Origin of the sequence: Streptococcus caecimuris (assembly GCF_943193075.1) — a bacterium.
Classification (GTDB): domain Bacteria; phylum Bacillota; class Bacilli; order Lactobacillales; family Streptococcaceae; genus Streptococcus; species Streptococcus caecimuris.
Map to the genome: position 1 here is coordinate 22,654 of NZ_CALPCT010000012.1, position 18,749 is coordinate 41,402.

Genomic DNA, 18,749 nt, shown 5'->3' on the forward strand with positions numbered 1-18,749 from the left:
GGAGTCTTTTCCAGCACTCTTTTGATTATGAATTAGGGTCATCGAGACTACGGCCATGCAAACCTTTTTCCCGTTGCACTTGGCGTAGTTTCTCAGGGGTTACATCATTTCCTTCTTCATCCACAATTTTAATACCTTCAATGTGGTGACGAACTGAACGACGATAGCCCTCAATGTATTCTTCACGAAGTTTTGCTTGCTCCACTTCTTCTTCTGGAGTCAAACCTTCTGTTTTTTTCTTTTTAGCAAGCTCATTGATACGAGCGATTTTTTCAGGTGTCATAATAAAACCTACTTTCTACCTGTCATCAGGTACTTATTTTGTGTTCAATTGGTTGAAGGCTGCAACATTATTAGCTTTCGCTACAAGGCCTGCAAGAAGGGCCAAACGGTTGTTTTTAACCGCCTCATCTTCTGCCATTACCATAGTATTGTCAAAGAAAGCATCAATAACTGGGCTAAGAGCAAAGAGTTGAGCCAATTTGTCGCTAGCTGCACCAGTCAATTCAAGCTCTTCAATTGCTTTAGCAAGAGCTTTTTCTTGATCATTTTCAAAGAGACTGGCATCGACTGCTACTGAAGCCTCTGCTTTTTCTGCCAAGTTGAAGGCACGAGAGAGGGACTCAACAGCCGCCTTGTAACCATCAGTCTTAGCAGCTTCTGAAAGGGCGTCAGCTGCTTCCAGCATATCAGCCACGACAAAGTTTGAACCAGCAAGAACAGCGTCTTTGATATCTTTTGGTGTGCGTCCCATCATCTTGTCCACGCGCGCCTTGATGAAGTTGAGCACTTCTGCTTGATTGTCATAGGAAAGGCTATCAAATGAAAGTCCGTAAAGGCTGTCAATCAACTCATCCATAGGGATATGCCAACCAAAGGCATCCAAGATACGCACAATTCCTTGAGTCGCACGACGAAGCGCATAAGGGTCATTGGAACCTGATGGAATCAAGCCAACTGAGAAGAAGGAAAGGAGGGTATCCAATTTATCTGCAAGGGCAAGAATGGCACCAACCTTAGTCTCTGGAAGGGCACCATCTGCTGAATCAGGAAGGTAGTGCTCACGGATAGCTGTCGCAACCGCAGCATCTTCACCAGCGAGGAGGGCGTATTTTTCACCCATGATTCCTTGCAATTCATCGAACTCTCCGACCATACCCGTCAAGAGGTCAAATTTGTAGATTTCAGCTGCACGAGCGACGGCTGCCGTTTCTTCTGCAGTCAAACCAGCTTGCTCAGCTAGTGACGCTGCAATGACACCAGCACGCGCCATGTGTTCTGAAAGAGAACCAATTTTTTCATGGAAGGTCACGTGTGCCAATTTAGCAACGAGGTCTTCAATCTTAAGTTTTTGGTCTTCACGCCAGAAGAATTCACCATCTTCAAGACGTGCCACCAATACTTTTTCATTTCCTCGAACAACATTTTCCAAGTGTTCAGCGTTCCCATTACGGACGGAGATGAAGTTTGGTTTCAGCTGACCATCTAGGTCACGTACCACAAAGTAACGTTGGTGCGTTTCCATTGAGGTCACCAAGACTTCTTCTGGAACGTCCAAATATTTGGTGTCGAAGCTTCCCATAAAGGCCGTTGGGTATTCCACCAAGTTCAAGACTTCATTTAGAAGTCCTTCTTCGATTTGGACTTTTACTCCTTCTGCAGCCTCGATAACCTTGATTTGCTCACGAATCATGGTTTCACGTTCTTTGCTATCAGCAATCACGTAAACGGTACGAAGGTCTTCTTCATAAGAATCCGCATTGGTAATTTCTACTTCATGTCCAAGGAAACGGTGTCCACGGCTCACACGACCTGAATGGATATCCAAGAAATCAAGGTCAAGTGCTTCGTCACCCAAAAGAACTGTCAAGGTGTGAACTGGGCGAATGTATTCAAATGTGTTGTTAGCCCAGTGCATGCTAACAGGGAAGGTCAATGAAGCAAGCACTTCTGGAACGCCAGCCAAGACTTCTTTGGCAGGTTTACCAGCTTCGTGTTTCGTGACATAAACGTACTCTTCCCCTTTGACTTCACGAAATTCGATATCATCAACGGTCAAGCCTTTTCCACGGACGAATCCTTGGGCCGCTTTTGAGAAGTTCCCATCTGCATCCAAGGCGATTTTCTTAGAAGGTCCTTTAAAATCTTCGGTCAAATCTGTTTGTTGATCCGCCAAACCAATCACACGGACAGCCAAACGGCGGGGCGTTGAGAAGGTTTGAATGCTTTCGTATGAAAGACGGTTGTCATCCAAGAAGGCTGCCATTTTCTCACCCAGTTGTTTTTCACTTGGTGTGACAACGTAGGCTGGCAACTCTTCAAGTCCTAGTTCTACTAATAAGTTTTTTGTCATGTTTTTTCTCCGAAAAATATCTTTTTTTCCAGTTTGCCTTATGTGATTGGCACGCAAGCAACCGACTTCGTCGTTTCATTGCTAAAATTGGAGCCTAAAGTCTCCAATTTTGCCTGGTATCGTTAGTTTCTCTAACGATACCTTTATCACTGCGGCAACTGGTTCTGTAGGATTGCTCTATCAGTCAATCCCATCTAATACGCTCTCTTTATTCTTCCTCTTCTGCTAGGAGTTTTGCGCGTGTGGCTTCGTCGAGAAGTGGGTAACCAAGTTTTTTACGTTCTGCGACGAAGGTTTTGGCTACAACACGGGCCAAGTTACGGATGCGGGCAATGTAGCCAGCGCGTTCTGTAACAGAAACAGCACCACGTGCATCTAGCAAGTTAAAGGTATGTGAACATTTCAAAACGTAGTCATAGGCGGGGTGAACAAGGCCCAATTCCAAAGCACGTCCTGCTTCTTTTTCAAATTTTTCGAAGTTTTCAAGAAGCATATCTTGGTCAGAAACTTCAAAGCTGTATTTTGAGTGTTCATATTCTGGTTGAAGGAAGATTTCTCCGTATTTAACGCCTGGAGCCCACTCAATATCGTAAACAGAATCGACTTCTTGGATGTAAGAAGCCAAACGTTCCAATCCGTAAGTGACCTCAGAAGTTACCGGACCAGTTGCCAATCCACCAACTTGTTGGAAGTAGGTGAACTGAGTGATTTCCATACCGTCCAACCAAACTTCCCAACCTAGACCAGCTGAACCAGTTGATGGGTTTTCCCAGTTATCTTCAACGAAACGGATATCGTGTTCCAAAGGATTGATCCCCAATTTTTCCAATGATTCAAGGTAGAGCTCTTGGATGTTTGATGGTGATGGTTTCATGACCACTTGGAATTGGTGGTGTTGGTAAAGACGGTTTGGGTTTTCTCCGTAACGACCGTCCGCTGGACGACGTGATGGCTCTACATAAGCCGCATTCCATGGCTCAGGACCAATGGCACGAAGGAAGGTGTAAGGACTCATGGTTCCCGCACCTTTTTCATTATCATAAGCCTGCATCAGCATACAACCCTGGTCATTCCAGTATTGTTGCAAAGTCAAAATAATTTCTTGAAAGGTTAATTTCTTAGACATTAAATACTCCTTGATTTAAATGATTTCTTGCGACACGAGTCTGCCTCGTCGATTACACGAAGCAAGACGAGTTAGTACTGCGTCTAGCTCAGGCACCCTAGTGCTGAGCGTGTGGCAGTCCGACTGTAAGGAGTTCTCTGCCACTGACGCAGTGGAAAGTCAATTTTTTAGACATGTTTTACTCCTTATTCATAAAGTTTCTTGCGACTTAGGATACAAAAAGAACCGTGTCTCTGCTCCTAAGTCTATGACCTAGGGGCGTCAGAAACGCGGTTCCACCCTAATTTATTACTTCATTTTATTTTACTTTACTCAGCTTTTTACTGAGAGAAAGCGCCACTTGCTTACTTTGATCTACTTGGCTCTCACTATCCCAAGCTCGCTAGAAAAACGCCGTAAGCCCTTCTTTCTTGACTAGTATTATAGCAGATTTTTAGTGACTTGTAAATTAAAATCCGCATGAAACAATCGTTTCATACGGATTTTAGGCTAACAAACAAGGTTGTTTTTCTTATGGACGTCTCGCAGCTTTTGGTTTTTTACCATGAAGTTTTTTCTTGGCATTCTTCAAGGCTGTCAAAGCATCTTTCACATCTTGTTGGCTTGCTCCTGGATTTGAAAGGATAGTTTGTGCATCCTTGAAGGCTGCTAGGTAAGCTTCTTTTTCTTCATTTCCAGCATAGATGAATTTAGCATTCTTTTCTTGGAACTTCAATTCTTCCTTGATGTATTTTTCAAGGCTTGAAAAATCAGTTGCTTTCCCGTTTAATTTTCCTTCCGCACGGCTAAGCTCAGCAAGTGCTTGATTGATTTGTTCTTGTTTCACAGTTGGATCAACTGCAAGCAAGGCTACTGTTTGGAAAGCACGATCGTAGTCGCGACGTACTTTTTCTTTGGCATTGGCATAACGACCAGTTTTAGTCGTAGCATCGTAAGCCTGCATCGCTTCTTTTAAGGCCGCAACGTTTGAAACTTTCCCATCCAAAGCTTGGCTAGCAGCTTCAAGACTAGCTAGAGCTTGGTTGACTTGCTCTTGACTAACCTTGTTGGTCAAGGCTGCTTGGGCAGCTTGCAAAGCTTGATCATAGGCTTCCTTCTTATCCGCACTGGCATTGAAGTATTGCGCTGTCTTTGTAACATCTGCTTGGTTGTTCAAAGCAGCCAAGAGATTCACTTTTGAGATTACTCCAATACGATAATTGTTGTTACGCCCTGCGACAACTGAGATCACTGGTGCTTCCTCAGCTAGTTCATAGCCTGTAGGAAGAGTTGCAACCAAGGTATATTGACCAGTTGCTATAGATTTACCAAAGCCATTTTTACCATATTTTTCAGCAGGCAAGACAAAGTTTTCACCATCTGCCCCTTTTAATACGATCGTAGCTGCTTTTGAAACCGGTTGATCAAAGCTGATGCTAACTGGTGCATATTCTAAAGTATTGGCAAGAAAAGCGATCGTTTGGAAACTATTATCCTCTGTCAAATCAAATTCTTGCGTCAAGCTGCTGACAAATTTCACTTCTGTACGATCATACGTAAAGATTTCTGCAGTATAATGACCAAAGTTCAAGAAGTTAATATCTTTTGTCTTATCAACTGATACGTATTGGCCATTGCTATCTTTGATTCGGTAAACATACATAGTATCCAAATCTTTGTTCGTTTTAGCGTCACGAACTGCAATTTGAACCCGACCACTATTTTGATCCCGAACTAAATCTGCTAGTGAAACATAGTCTACGTTCCCCGCAAAGTCTTCTACATAGTAGTAGATATTCTTCTTATCGATGTTTTCAGGAAGATCGAAGCTACCATCTGCATTGGCCTTGATCACATGGTAATTTTCAAGCGCACGTGTACCATTCTTATCTTCACTGGTTTGGACCATTGTCCCCTGATCATCGAATGGAGTCACGTAGACGAGTTTTTCAGTTAAGATACCACCTTCGCCAACATCTTTGGCTTTACGTGCTACAAACTGTTGAGCCCCATCTTTGAAACGGATATATCCAGATGTGATCACTGGTTTTTGAGTATCGACTTGAACCTTGAAGGTTGTTGATTGCTCCTCAGCTCCAGGAACCATTGGTGTGTAACGAATGACATAATCATATACACCATCTGCTACTGCTTTCCCATTTGCATCGGTACCGTTCCAAGCAGTGTTATCTAGTGTGTAACTGCGTGGGTTCTTTTGGTCACCGTTGAAGAAGTTCTTACGATGGTCAGATGGAGTTCCTTCCCACAATGGATTTTTATGTTCCGTATCACTTGCTGCATAAACAGTTGCACGAAGGTTTTCAATGTTTCTAAGGGCGACTGTCTTGTATTCAACGAGGTCTTTATTTCCATCTTCATTTGGCGAAATGGCAATGCGAACATTCCCATTCTCATCTAATTGAAGAGAATGTGTACCTTCCGCATTTTCTTCAATACCAAGAACTGTAATCCGACGACCATCTCGTTTTCCTTGTGTGAGGAGAAGGTCATTTTGCAGGGTAACAAGCGCAGAAACATTGGCACTAGAGGAGATATTCAAATCTTTTGGAACATGATAGTAGAAGCCATCTTTTCCTTCGCGAACCAAATCATAGATTGGTTTTTCAACAGCTGGAAGGTTTTGGAATTCTCCCTTGAATCCCATAAACGGCAAGCTGACCACATCCCCATCATCTGCCGGATCTACAAAGCGAACAAATCCTTCAAGGAAATAGCCGTTCGGCATTTCTTTGCTCAACTCTTCTGTGAATTTACTTGTATCAACTTTCACCGTAACCGTTTCAGAGCTATGTGCTTTCACGGTTACTTCAGGCCAAGCTGTTTCAGTCAATTTACGTGGACGGAGGGTAAATTTACCATCCTTCACTTCATCTGTGTCAGTATTCACCAACATTTTCAAGGTACGATCGGTATCTGAAATATTGTGAACCGTCACATCAAAGGTAAAGCTATCTCCAACATTTCCAAGAGTAACGCTTGGATAGTTGTTTTCACCAGTCACATACAAGTCTGTTGAAACGGCTGCAGCTGTGTCTACAACCCCTGATCCTTGTTGACGTGGAGAAGTATAAACACCGGTTTCTTTATTAACATGTGGTTTAGCCGTAGACATAATCAAGGCTTTGACAGTTTCAGAAACTTGTTCTGGAGTCAATTCTGGGTGGTTCTTCACAAGGTATTCTTTGACCAAAGCTGCCACACCTGCTACATGAGGAGAGGCCATACTTGTACCACTCATATCTCCGTAGGTATTATCATTCAAAGAAGAAAAGATATTTCCACCAGGTGCTGTGACATCTGGTTTCAACTGACCATCTGTTGTTACTCCCCAACTTGAGAAATCAGATAATTGATCTGCCTCTGGAGATGGACGGTTGGCCATAGTATTGTTAAAGACAATTTTGTAGGAACCTGCCTTAAGAGCTTCCCCATAACGTTTTGAAATAAAGACAGATGGGATCTTTTTCGCATCTCCTTCAATTGCCATTCCAAGGTTCGATCCTTCCACATTATTGTAGACCAAAGCTCCTGCTGCACCATGATGGAAGGCATTCGCAATCTTTTCTGAGAATGGAATTTCCCCGCGTTGGATTAAGGCTAATTTACCGGTAAGATCCAGATCTTTGAAATCATCTTCTTTTCCAAGACCAACTGACACATATTCGTACTCTTTGCTTTTTTCAAAATCAGCATCTGCAGCAGATTTACTGTAATCAAACTTACCGTTATCCGCTTCCGCATTGCCTTCTAGACCTTTCACCTCAAATACTTCTGTCGTAATAACATTATTATTGATAGAAGCAACAGAGATGGAGTCCTCTACCGTTGATGGGTTTCCGACCAAACCATAATCTGGATTTTCAGCAGAAGGTCTTGAGTAACCATTTCCAAAGCTATTGCTATTTCCTGCAGAAATTAAGACAGATACGCCTTTAGCGCGCGCCCGTTTAATGGCATCCACAATATCTGAATCCGCATTGACCGTAGAACCAGTCGTAGAACCAAGACTCATGTTGATAGTATCTGCACCAAGAGCTACAGCATCATCAATTGCTTTTACATAAAGAGCAGATCCCGTTGTTTTTTGGCGATCTGAGAAGACACGCATAAACATAACTTGCGCTTCTGGTGCTACACCATAGATCTTTTCTCCGTTGCCTGCTACTTTATCAGGATTCCCCGTCGCAATCCCTGTAACGTGCATCCCGTGAGAATCTCTTTCAGCCTCTTTGATATTATCTGTACCATCAAAATAGTCATAGGCATAGACAACTTTGTCGTTGTACCATTTACCGTAATCAATTCCTGCTGCTTTCTTAGCAGCTTCGATTTCTTCTTGGTTTTTAAACTTAGCTTTTGAAGGATCGGTAATCCGAAGAACCTCGTGGTTCACATCCAAGCCAGAGTCGATAACGGCAACAACCATCCCTTCCCCTTTATAACCTTGCTTCCATGTTTGGGGAACAGTAATAATTTCGTCACTTTCGATGCTTTGAGGTTTTTCAGCTGCCTCATGGCGATTCGTTGTTTCTGAACTTGTCGCAGTAGCCACTGCTGTTGCTTTTTCTACAGGTTTTTCCGCTACTTCCGGTTTTGTTTCTGGAACAGTAGATGCCTCTTTCGGAGCTTCTGGTTTTTCAACAACAGTAGCTTCTTTTGCATCAACTGTCTTTGCTGCAACAGCTGCGTCTTTTGTAACTTCAACTTTCTCACTAGCAACTGCTGTACTTGCTTCTGTTGCTTGTGAATGCTCTTCTTCAGCAGGTGCCTGTTGAGTAGTGGCTACAAGCTGTGTTCCAGCACTCGTTTGGCTGGCCGCTTGTTCTTCTGCACTCGCTTGTGCAGATCCAAATACCAAAACAGCCCCTAATAAAACTGAGGCTACACCAAATTTGTATTTTCTTAATGAAAAACGTTCTTGTCTATTCATAGAAACTCCCCTTTTATTTTAATAGTAACTATTATAACGCAAAATTGTCTGAAAATTCATTCAAAAAACAAATTGTAACACAAATGTAACATTTACGAATATTACTAGCTATTAATTTATTTTCGTTCGGAAAATTGTAAATTAGAATGGGAAAGTATTATAGAACATCTGTTTTTGTTGGAGTTTTAAAATTATTTAATCATTGAAAGGATTTTAAAAACCGAGAACGAAACTGTCCTCGGTTTTTATTAATGAATAGAAATTCCCTTTTAAAAATCTTTGGTGTCCGGATCTGGTGCACCTGCTTCAACCGGAAGATGGCGAAGGAGTTCCACATCATCTGCTGTCAATTCAAAATCAAAGCAATTTAAATTACTCGCAATCCGCTCAGGTGTAACCGATTTGGGCAATGGAAGGAAACCTTCTTGCAAACTCCAAGCCAAGGCTAGTTGAGCGACGGTCTTTCCATATTTAGTAGCCATTTCTTTTACTTGTTCATTTTGGAACAATTCTCCTTGGCCAAAAGGTCCCCAAGCCTCTAGTAAAATGCCATGCTTGCGACTTGCTGCAATGGCTTCACTTTGGTAAACCCCAGGTGCTAGACGAATTTGGTTCACAGCCGGAATGACCCGAGCTGTTCCAAGGAGGGCTTCCAAATGATGAGGCAGAAAATTGCTAATACCAATAGCCCGAACCTTGCCAGCAGCTAGCATATCTTCCATTGCTCGCCAAACCTCAGCATTTCGTTGTTTCCAAGCATCATTTTTTCGAAGTGATTTTGGATTTGGCCAATGAATCAAATAAAGATCCACATAGTCCAAGCCTAGTTTCTCAAGAGACTCTTCCAAAGCAGCTTGAGCGTCTTCATAGGTGTGATGAGTATTCCAAAGTTTGGTGGTAATAAACAGGTCTTCGCGCGCAAGACCACTGTCTTTAATGGCCCGACCCACACTCTCTTCATTCTGATAAATCGCAGCTGTATCGATATGGCGATAACCTGCTTTTAAAGCAGCTAAGACAGCTTGATAGGCTTCTTCTCCATCCGCTGCTTTCCACGTCCCAAATCCCAATACAGGAATCTCCACCCCATTATTTAAACGATAATGATTCATTTTTTCTTTCCTTTCTTCGATTTCGGTTTCTTAGGCCCTCGAAGCTTGAGCTCTGGCTTAAAAATATTTTTCTTGGTTGGCTCCATCTTCTTGCTATAAAAACTATAGAGTAAAAATGCCCCACCAACAATCACAATAAAGATATTTTTTCTTACAATCCCATAGAGCAAGAAAAAAATTCCCATCAATAAAAAACGTATATCAATTGCCTTCATAAACTACCTCACATTTCAATTCCCATTATAGCATGAAAAGACAGCATTCACAAAATTGCACTACCATTGGTAAACAAAAACCTCTCTAGGTATGACCTAGAGAGGAAGTATTCTATCTTTAATTCTTGAATCTAGTTCGTAGCCTGGTAACGTTTGACCCCATCGAGATAGGTCGCAACCAGATCCAAATTTTGATCAAGAACGATGAAGTCCGCATCATACCCTTCGCGAATTTGACCACAAACATCATCAATATGGACTGATTTTGCCGGATTGAGGCTGGCCATCATCACTGCTTCGTGAGGGTTAGCAATCCCCCACTCTACAACATTTTTTAATCCATCTTTCAATTTCAAGATTGAGCCAGCTAGATTACCAGTTGATTTCAAGCGAGCCGTCCCTTCAGCGACCACAACCGGGAATTCCCCAAGCATGTAGTCCCCGTCTTCTAAGCCCCCAGCTGTCATACAGTCCGTAATCAAGGCAACATTTTCTTTTCCTTTTTGTTTCATCAGGATATCACACGCTAGCGGATCCACGTGATGGCCATCACAGATCAACTCTGCTGTTGTATGAGGCAACTCATACATAGCACCAACCATACCGAGTTCACGGTGCGTCAAACCACGCATACCATTGTAGGCATGCACCCAGACACTCGCACCTGCATCTACCGCTTTTTTAGCTTCTTCAAAAGTTGCATTGGAGTGTCCCAAAGCAACAGTCACCCCTTCTCCTGTAATGGTCCGAACAAAGTCTTCTACACCTTCACGCTCAGGAGCAAGGGCAATCTTATTCAACAGACCATTGGCAGCTTTTTGCCAAGCCCGGAATTCTTCCATACTTGGATCCTTCATATAAGATGGGTTTTGAGCTCCCTTGTATTTTTCTGTAAAATAAGGTCCTTCAAAATAAATCCCGCGAATCTTAGCTCCTGTTGCTTCTTTGTATCGTGCACCGATATTTTCAGTTACTGCCAAAAGTTGTTCGTAAGAGGAAGTAAGGGTCGTAGGCAAAAAGCTCGTAACCCCTGTACTCAAGAGCCCTTCACTCATGGTATGGAGAGTGCCTTCGATATTATTATCCATCACATCTACCCCACCAAATCCGTGAATATGGGTATCTACGAGGCCAGGCGCAATGCTGTAACCAGAATAATCCAGCACATCCGCACCTTCTGGTAAGCTTTCCACATGTTTTCCAAACTTGCCATCAACAAGCTCCAAATAGCCTCCGCGGCGAACCCCATGTGGGTAATAAAATTGATCTGCTTTAATATATGTAGACATAAAATCGTCCTTTCCATTGTAGGAACTGTGTTCCATTTATATTCATACATATTATAACGCTTTCACTTCTATTTGTAAATGGTCTAGACCTATTTTTGAATAGAATCCAACAAAAAAACAGAGTAAGCTTCCTACTTACTCTGTTTGACGTTCCTTAAATTTGATCGATTTGTACTTTTTCAGCGAGATTCATGGCATGGTCTGCAACTCGTGTATAGTGAGAAATAATATCAATAAAGTTCACTCCGGCTTGAGGTGTACATTCACCTTGGTTCAAACGACGAATATGGGTTTTCCGAAGTCTTTTCTCCAACTTTTCAATTGCCTCGTGACGTGCTACCAATTGGTTTGCAAGACTCACATCATTGTTCTCAACAGCTTTTAAGGCATCCTCTACAAATTGATGGGTTTGGTTGTAAATATCTTCCAATTCAGCCAAGGCCGCTTCTGAAAAGACCACTTTCTTACGAATTAAATAATCGGTCAGATTGATCAAGGCTTCCGCGTGATCTCCAATCCGCTCCAAATCCCGTGAAGAATCCAAGATATTGGTGAGAACTTCACTTTCTCTCGGACTCAAGGCTTCACTTGACAAACGAATCAGGTAGCGAGTCAAATCATCATCGATGGTATTGATGGCTTCTTCTGTCTTATGACCCTTTTCAGCTGTTTTCTCATTTTGATGAACAATATAATCATAAGAAAGATTAAAAGCTTTGTCTGCATATCCACCTAAATGAAGCAACTCTTTTTTCGCATTTCCAAGAGCAATCGAAGGCGCTTGGGTGATCAAGTTTTCATCCAAGTAGAGCGGTTCATATTTGACAACCTCATCCTCACCAGGAATCAGCTTGGTCACAAAGTATGCCAAAGCTCCAATGAATGGGAACTGGATGATGGTATTGGTTATATTAAAGGTTCCGTGAGCAAAGGCTATGGTCATTTCTGGGGATAAATGAAGAGTCGTTTCAAACCATTGAATCAAAGAGGTAAACGGAACAAGGAAGACAAGACAGATAATGGTTCCGATAACATTAAAGGCTACATGGGCACCTGCCACACGTTTGGCCGCAATATTAGCTCCCAAGGAAGCAATGATAGCTGTAATGGTCGTTCCGATATTATCACCAAAGAGAACTGGGAGGGCTCCTTTCAGGTCAATCAAATGACTAGCATAGAGATTTTGCAAGATACCAATGGTTGCAGAAGAGGCCTGAATCAAAAGTGTTAAGCCTGATCCAACAAAGACACCCAAGATAGGACTTTTACTTAACTGCACCATATAGTCACGAAAGACTTGCAAATCTTTAAGAGGTTCCATAGCCCCACTCATCAAGTTGAGGGCAAAGAAGATACCACCGACACCAAAAACGATTCGTCCAACATTATTAACCAAACGATTTTTGGTAAAGAAGAGACAAACCGCTCCGATAAAGAGCATGGGAAGAGCGTAGTCTCCTAATTTAAAACCAATGATAAAGGAGGTAATAGTCGTTCCAATATTGGCCCCCATAACAATACCAATAGCTTGACGGAGGGTTAGAAGTCCTGCACTCACCAGACCGACCGTAATCACTGTAACCCCTGAACTCGACTGAATCAAGGCAGTCATCCCAATCCCTACTAGAACCCCTAGAAAGGGATTACTCGTATATTTATCAATATAGTATCGAAGTCGATCTCCTGCAGCCTGTTGCAAGCCTTCTCCCATGGTTTTAATACTATAGAGAAAGAGCCCCAGGCCTCCCAAAAAGTTAAATACAATTTCCTGCCAGTTAATCGACATGTTCATTCCTCCAAATTTGAGATCAGAAATAAAACTCCTCTCCTATTGTAAAGGATAATTTCCAATCACACAAGAGATTTCTGTAAATTTCTATTATTTTTTGAAACCGTTTTTTCCTTCTGTTTTATTTTCCTCGTTTTAAGAGCCAAAAAAAGAGGTTGGAAATTTCCAACCCGAGACTGTAGACAAACTATTCTTTTTTATAAATCTAATAAATTCTATAAAAAGAAATGTTACTCGTTAGAGTGATTCAATCATCTACTGAAACTTTTCGTCGTGAGAAAAGTACCTGAAACTTAATAGTTTCAGGTACTCGGAATTATTGAGACCTTAGGCTCAATAATTAGTCATGGAACTTCGAAGAAGTTCGCTGACGTCCGTACTCACCTAAGGAAAGTTTCTAAGAAGACTTTGTCTTTCAATCTGGGCGTGGAAAATTTCCAACCTCTCTAGTCTTTGTTCAAATTGCGCAACATCTCATCGATCTTATTCCCGTATTCGATGGATTCGTCTTTCACAAAAGTAAGATCTGGAATCTTGTACAATTTCAGATTCCGACCTAATTCACGCTTGATGGTTCCTGTTGCTTTTTCAAGGCCTGTCTGAGCCTTTTGATTGTCTGAAGCCAAATCACTCATAATTGAATAATACACTTTGGCCATAGACAAATCACCTAGCATTTGAACATCCGTAATGGTGACACCTTGAACACGCGGGTCACGGACTTTCTTTTGTAAAATCTCGTTGACTTCACGCTTGATTTCCATCCCTACTCGGTCTGTCCGAAAATGACTTGCCATAGGAACTCCTTTCTGCTCTGTGTTTAAAAACTAGGAAATCAGAGGCCCCCCTCTTTTTTCCTAGTCAGCTTGCTTATTTTTTAATTTCTTCCATGATATAGGCTTCGATAGTATCATCTGTCTTGATATCATTGTAGCCTTCAATCATCAATCCACCTTCACGACCATTTGTGATCTCTTTGACATCATCTTTGAAGTGTTTCAAGCTTGCAAGAGCTCCGTCGTAGATCACGACACCGTCACGAATGACACGTACTTTGGAATCACGTGTAACCTTACCACTGAGGACCATAAATCCACCGATGGTACCCACTTTAGAGACCTTAAAGGTTTCACGAATAACTGCTTCCCCGATGACTTTCTCTTCGAACTCAGGATCCAACATACCCTTCATGGCATCTTCCATTTCTTCAATCACTTTGTAGATAATTGAGTGAAGACGGATTTCCACCTCGTCAGCTTCAGCTTGTTGACGTGCTTGTGGAGTAGGACGGACGTTAAATCCGATGATGAAGGCATTTGAAGCTTCTGCAAGGGTCACGTCTGATTCGTTGATCGCACCAACTGCTGAGTGAACGATGGTCACTTTCACACCTTCTACTTCAATCTTTTGAAGGGAAGCAGCAAGGGCTTCAACCGAACCTTGTACATCGGCTTTAATGATGACATTAACAGATTTCACTTCCCCAGCCTTCAAGGTATCAAAGAGATTTTCAAGGCTGACGCGGTTGGTTGCTTGACGTTGTTTCATCAGAGCACGTTTGGCACGTTCTTCACCCGCTGCACGCGCTGATTTTTCATCTTCATAAACCGCGAAGTGGTCACCTGCCATTGGCGCTTCGTTCAAACCAGTGATAGAAACCGGAGTAGATGGTCCTGCCACCTTCACACGACGTCCAAGGTCATTGGTCATGGCACGGACACGTCCAAAGGTATTTCCGACAACGATTGGGTCTTGAACATTCAAGGTACCTTGTTGAACAAGGAGAGTTGCCACCGCACCTTTTCCTTTATCCAAGCGCGCTTCGATAACAGTACCGATGGCACGAACAGTTGGATCTGCTTTGAGTTCTTGGATTTCAGCCACAAGAAGGACCGTTTCCAAGAGTTCATCGATATTTTGGTTGAACTTAGCTGAGATTTCTACAAACTCAGAATCGCCACCCCACGCAGTTGACATAACTCCATGCTCTGCCAATTCACCAATGACACGCTCTGGATTAGCGCCTGGTTTATCGATCTTGTTAATAGCCACAATGATTGGAACATTGGCAGCTTTTGAGTGGTTGATGGCTTCGATGGTCTGTGGCATCACCCCGTCATCTGCTGCTACAACCAAGATGGTAATATCCGTAACAGATGCACCACGCGCCCGCATAGAAGTAAAGGCCGCGTGTCCAGGTGTATCCAAGAAGGTAATCTTCTTGCCATTTTCCACGATTTGATAAGCCCCGATGTGCTGAGTGATTCCTCCCGCTTCACCTGTTGCTACACGTGAATTACGAAGGGTATCCAAAAGGGTAGTTTTACCGTGGTCAACGTGTCCCATGATGGTGACAACTGGTGGACGCTCTACCAACTCATCTGGATTCAAATAACCATCTTCAACGAAGAAGCGTTCGATATCGGCATTGTCCACTTCAACCTTTTTCTTGGCTTCAATTCCATAATCCACCATCAAGAGTTCAATCGTATCTCCATCCAGCGATTGGTTTTGAGTCGCCATGACTCCCATCATAAAGAGTTTCTTGACGATTTCAGCCGGTTCACGCTTGATGCGTTTTGCGATTTCTGCAACCGTCATTCCATCCGTATACTCAAATTCACTTGGTAATTCATGGAATTTACGCTCTGTTACTGGTTTTGGAGCATCATTACGGTTGTTCTTTCCTTTTTTATTTTTCTTATTGTTATTCCAGTTACTATTTCTCTGATTTCTCACTTGATTTTGACTATTTCGATTCCTTTGTTGTTTTCTTGGACCATCTTCTTCACGATCAAAATCATCGCGTTTCTTATCTGGTCGCGCTTGTTTCTTCCGACGTGTATCGACTTGAGCTGGAGCAGCAGCAACAGCTGGTTTTGTATGGTTCTCAACAGCTGGCTCCTGTACAGGTGCTTTCACTTCTGGTGCTTCCACCCGTTTCCGGCGCTGTTGACGTTCTTGTTCTGCTTTTGCAGTTTGTTGTTTGTAGCGATCTTCACTTCCACGTGCGTACTCAGCATTTTGTTCAGCTTTCAGTGCTGCTGCACGCGCTTTGAAATCAACTTTTGGTGCCACTTGGGGTTGTGCACTACGTCTTTGATCTGGTCGGTTATTGCGACGATCAGAACCTTGATTTCGTTGTTCATTTCTCTCTTGTGGTCGTTGATTTCGGTTGTCACCATGACGCTGATTGTCCTTGCGATCGCGTTTTGGACGATTGTCTTGTTGTTTCCTACGTTCAGACTGCTCTTTTGCACGCGCTTCTCGTTCCGCTTTAAAGTTACGACTCTTTGGTTTAGCAGCTGGCATTACTGATTTAGTCTCAGTTGCTCCTTCTTTTTTGACGGGCGCTGCTTCTTTTTTCTCTGCGACAGCCGTTGTCTTGGCAGCCACTTCTGCTACTTTCTTTTCGACTGTTTCTTTTTTCGCTACAAAGCTCTTGATCAACTTTTCAGCAACATCAGTATCGACACTAGATGCATGACTCTTGACGTCAAAACCTAATTCTTTCGCACGAGTGACGACTTCTTTACTTTCCTTGCCCAATTCTTTGGCAATTTCGTATAATCTTTTCTTAGACAATTGCTGTCCTCCTCTTCTATTCCATAAGAGACCTCATTTTCTTTGAAAATCCAGCATCTACAACAGCGACGACCTTACGGGCACGTCCAATTGCAGTGCTTAATTCTAGTGTTGAAAACACGGTAGATACTTGAACCTCATAATAGTGACCCTTATCTGTCACCTTTTTTGTCAGGTTACTAGCTGCATCATTTGCCAGAAAAACTAATTTTGCTTTTTCTTCCTGGATTGCTTTGATCACGAGTTCTTCTCCAGAAATGAGTTTTCCTGCTCTTTGCGCCAAACCCAACAAATTACTTATCTTTTGCTTATTCAAGGCCTAACTCTCTTCTCTTCACCTTATGATCTACATAAGCGATCAATTCATCATAGAAAGCTTCTTCCACTTCCATATTAAAGCTACGATTAAAAACTTTCTTTTTCTTAGCAAGTGCCGCTTCTTCATTGTCTAGCTTGATGTAAGCACCTCGACCATTGGCTTTGCCAGTTGGATCGATAAAGACTTGTCCTTCTTTATTTTTGACAATGCGGAGCAAATCGCGCTTATCAATAATTTCATTTGAAACGACAGATTTTCTTAAAGGGATTTTTCTTGTTTTTACCATTTTCCCTCCCTCTCTTAATCGACTTGCTCTTCGTCACTTTCTACTTGGTCTTCAAAAGTTTCCTGAGCTGCTTCCATTTCTTCGAACTCACTAGCAGATTTGATATCGATGCGGTAACCAGTCAAATGAGCTGCTAAACGAACGTTTTGACCACGACGACCGATGGCAAGAGATAATTTGTTATCTGGGACCACAACGAGAGCATGTTTGCTATCTTCATCATCAAAAATAACTTGGTCCACTTCTGCAGGAGCGATCGCATTGTAGATAAATTCAGCTGGATCTGGAACCCATTCAATGACATCGATGTTTTCTTCTGTTGGAACCATACGGTCTAATTTTTGATCGTATCGAGCTGGGTGGAACTTGCTGGTAATCTTTTTAATATTCGATCCACCACGACCAACGATAGTCCCAATCGCATCTACGTTTGGATTATGGCTGCGAACCGCAACTTTTGTACGATCTCCAGCTTCACGCGCTACACTCATAATCTCAACAGTTCCATCATAGACTTCAGGAATTTCTTGTTCCATCAAACGTTTGATCATTTCAGGATGGCTTCGACTAACAAAGACATTGACACCACGTGGATTATCTTCTACCTTGTAGACAAAGACTTCAATCCGATCATGAGATTGGAACACTTCTCCTGGAATTTGATCTTGCTTAGACAATTGAGCTTCGATCGAACCAAGATTGACATAGATAAAACGATTATCAAAGCGCTCCACTGTTCCACTCATGATTTCATTTTCATGTTCTTTATAAGTGTTATAGGTGATGGTGCGCGTTTGCTTACGCATTTTTTCCATGATCGTTTGTTTAGCAGATTGAGCTGCTACACGACCAAATTCAGCTGGTGCTTCTTCAAACTTGATCTTGTCCCCCAACTCATAAGCAGAGCTAATGGCTAAGGCATCCTTCAAGCTGATTTCTAAGCGACTATCAAAGACTTCATCCACCACTTCACGAACCGTATAAACACGGAAATCTCCAGTTTTTTCATTGAATTCAATCGCTGCACTTTCTGATTGTCCATAACGACGGCGATAAGCTGAACGCAATGATTCTGTGACGGCTTCAATGATATCTTCTTTTTTGATCCCTTTGTCTTCTTCCAAAATGCGGAAGGCTTCTAGCATTTCTTTACTCATGTTTTTCTTGCCTCTATTATAAAGGCATCCTTTCTTTCATTCTGTTACAATTTTACAGCCAACCTTGCTTTGGACACAAGGTTATAAGGAATTTCTACAGTTTTCTTTCGTGTTTTATCCATATACTCAATGGTCAAAACATCCTCTTCAAAACCTACCAAGTTCCCCTCAAAAACCTTTTGTTTTTCAACAGCCTTATACAAGCTGATATTGACATACTTGCCAACAGCTCCCTCGAGTGCTTCCTTGGTTTTCAATGGTCTCTCCAGGCCAGGACTGGTAACTTCTAAAAAGTACTGTTCTGGAAATGGGTCTGGTTTGATTTGATCCAATAGCGGGCTAATGATTTCTGTCAAATCCGCTGTATCATTCAGTGTGATCCCTTCTGGTTTGTCTACGAAAATGCTTAAGACGTAGTCACCACCCATTTTGCCATATTCAACATCGACCAATTCAAATGGTTCCTTTATAGCTGCCTGAATCACTTCTGTTACTAAGTCAACAATCGTTGCGATGGTTGCCACCTCCTCATAGATAAGAGGCGAAGATATTTCCCCGCCTCTCCTTTTCTATTCATTTAAGGTATTA

At 42.3% G+C, this 18,749-nt stretch carries 13 protein-coding genes and 2 pseudogenes; all 15 read right to left on the minus strand.

Features of this window, described 5'->3' with window-relative positions; all coding sequences use genetic code 11:
- Positions 1-25: 25 nt before the first annotated feature.
- The 15 genes and pseudogenes from NFR56_RS06040 to rimP all read right to left on the minus strand — a co-directional run bounded on the left by NFR56_RS06040 (position 26) and on the right by rimP (position 18,685).
- Positions 26-283, minus strand: coding sequence for a DUF896 family protein (locus NFR56_RS06040; protein ID WP_031575259.1), 258 nt, complete (start codon positions 281-283; stop codon positions 26-28).
- 33 nt (positions 284-316) lie between these two features.
- Positions 317-2,353, minus strand: a complete 2,037-nt coding sequence (glyS, locus tag NFR56_RS06045) for a glycine--tRNA ligase subunit beta (protein WP_251458162.1) — start codon at positions 2,351-2,353, stop codon at positions 317-319.
- A 208-nt stretch (positions 2,354-2,561) separates the two neighbouring features.
- Entirely contained in the window at positions 2,562-3,479 is a 918-nt protein-coding gene (gene glyQ, locus NFR56_RS06050) for a glycine--tRNA ligase subunit alpha (protein WP_002886077.1), read from the minus strand.
- A gap of 511 nt (positions 3,480-3,990) precedes the next feature.
- Positions 3,991-8,409, minus strand: a complete 4,419-nt coding sequence (locus NFR56_RS06055) for a S8 family serine peptidase (protein WP_251458165.1) — start codon at positions 8,407-8,409, stop codon at positions 3,991-3,993.
- A 269-nt stretch (positions 8,410-8,678) separates the two neighbouring features.
- Positions 8,679-9,521: an aldo/keto reductase gene (locus tag NFR56_RS06060; RefSeq protein ID WP_134974502.1), complete on the minus strand. Its 843-nt coding sequence runs from the start codon at positions 9,519-9,521 to the stop codon at positions 8,679-8,681.
- Complete coding sequence (locus NFR56_RS06065; protein ID WP_003018530.1) at positions 9,518-9,736, minus strand: hypothetical protein; 219 nt, start codon at positions 9,734-9,736, stop codon at positions 9,518-9,520. The genes NFR56_RS06060 and NFR56_RS06065 overlap by 4 nt, the downstream gene beginning before the upstream one ends.
- 131 nt (positions 9,737-9,867) lie before the next feature.
- The gene (nagA, locus tag NFR56_RS06070) at positions 9,868-11,025 is read right to left on the minus strand and encodes an N-acetylglucosamine-6-phosphate deacetylase (RefSeq protein ID WP_037608475.1); all 1,158 of its coding nucleotides are present in this window, start codon (positions 11,023-11,025) and stop codon (positions 9,868-9,870) included.
- A gap of 154 nt (positions 11,026-11,179) precedes the next feature.
- The gene (locus NFR56_RS06075) at positions 11,180-12,811 is read right to left on the minus strand and encodes a Na/Pi cotransporter family protein (protein ID WP_031575242.1); all 1,632 of its coding nucleotides are present in this window, start codon (positions 12,809-12,811) and stop codon (positions 11,180-11,182) included.
- 449 nt (positions 12,812-13,260) lie between these two features.
- Positions 13,261-13,611: a 30S ribosome-binding factor RbfA gene (rbfA, locus tag NFR56_RS06080; RefSeq protein WP_003003976.1), complete on the minus strand. Its 351-nt coding sequence runs from the start codon at positions 13,609-13,611 to the stop codon at positions 13,261-13,263.
- A 73-nt stretch (positions 13,612-13,684) separates the two neighbouring features.
- Positions 13,685-16,177: pseudogene (gene infB, locus NFR56_RS06085) on the minus strand (translation initiation factor IF-2); the annotation flags it as partial.
- 68 nt (positions 16,178-16,245) lie between these two features.
- Positions 16,246-16,399: pseudogene (locus NFR56_RS09885) on the minus strand (translation initiation factor IF-2 N-terminal domain-containing protein); the annotation flags it as partial.
- A 16-nt stretch (positions 16,400-16,415) separates the two neighbouring features.
- Positions 16,416-16,715 (minus strand): YlxQ-related RNA-binding protein, encoded by a 300-nt coding sequence (locus tag NFR56_RS06090; protein ID WP_003010399.1) that lies wholly within the window; start codon positions 16,713-16,715, stop codon positions 16,416-16,418.
- Positions 16,708-17,004, minus strand: coding sequence for an RNase P modulator RnpM (gene rnpM, locus NFR56_RS06095; protein ID WP_003010401.1), 297 nt, complete (start codon positions 17,002-17,004; stop codon positions 16,708-16,710). Before rnpM ends, NFR56_RS06090 begins: the two co-directional genes overlap by 8 nt.
- Before the next feature lie 14 nt (positions 17,005-17,018).
- Positions 17,019-18,161: a transcription termination factor NusA gene (gene nusA, locus NFR56_RS06100; RefSeq protein WP_031575236.1), complete on the minus strand. Its 1,143-nt coding sequence runs from the start codon at positions 18,159-18,161 to the stop codon at positions 17,019-17,021.
- A 44-nt stretch (positions 18,162-18,205) separates the two neighbouring features.
- Positions 18,206-18,685 (minus strand): ribosome maturation factor RimP, encoded by a 480-nt coding sequence (gene rimP, locus NFR56_RS06105; protein WP_101771032.1) that lies wholly within the window; start codon positions 18,683-18,685, stop codon positions 18,206-18,208.
- Positions 18,686-18,749 lie beyond the last annotated feature (64 nt).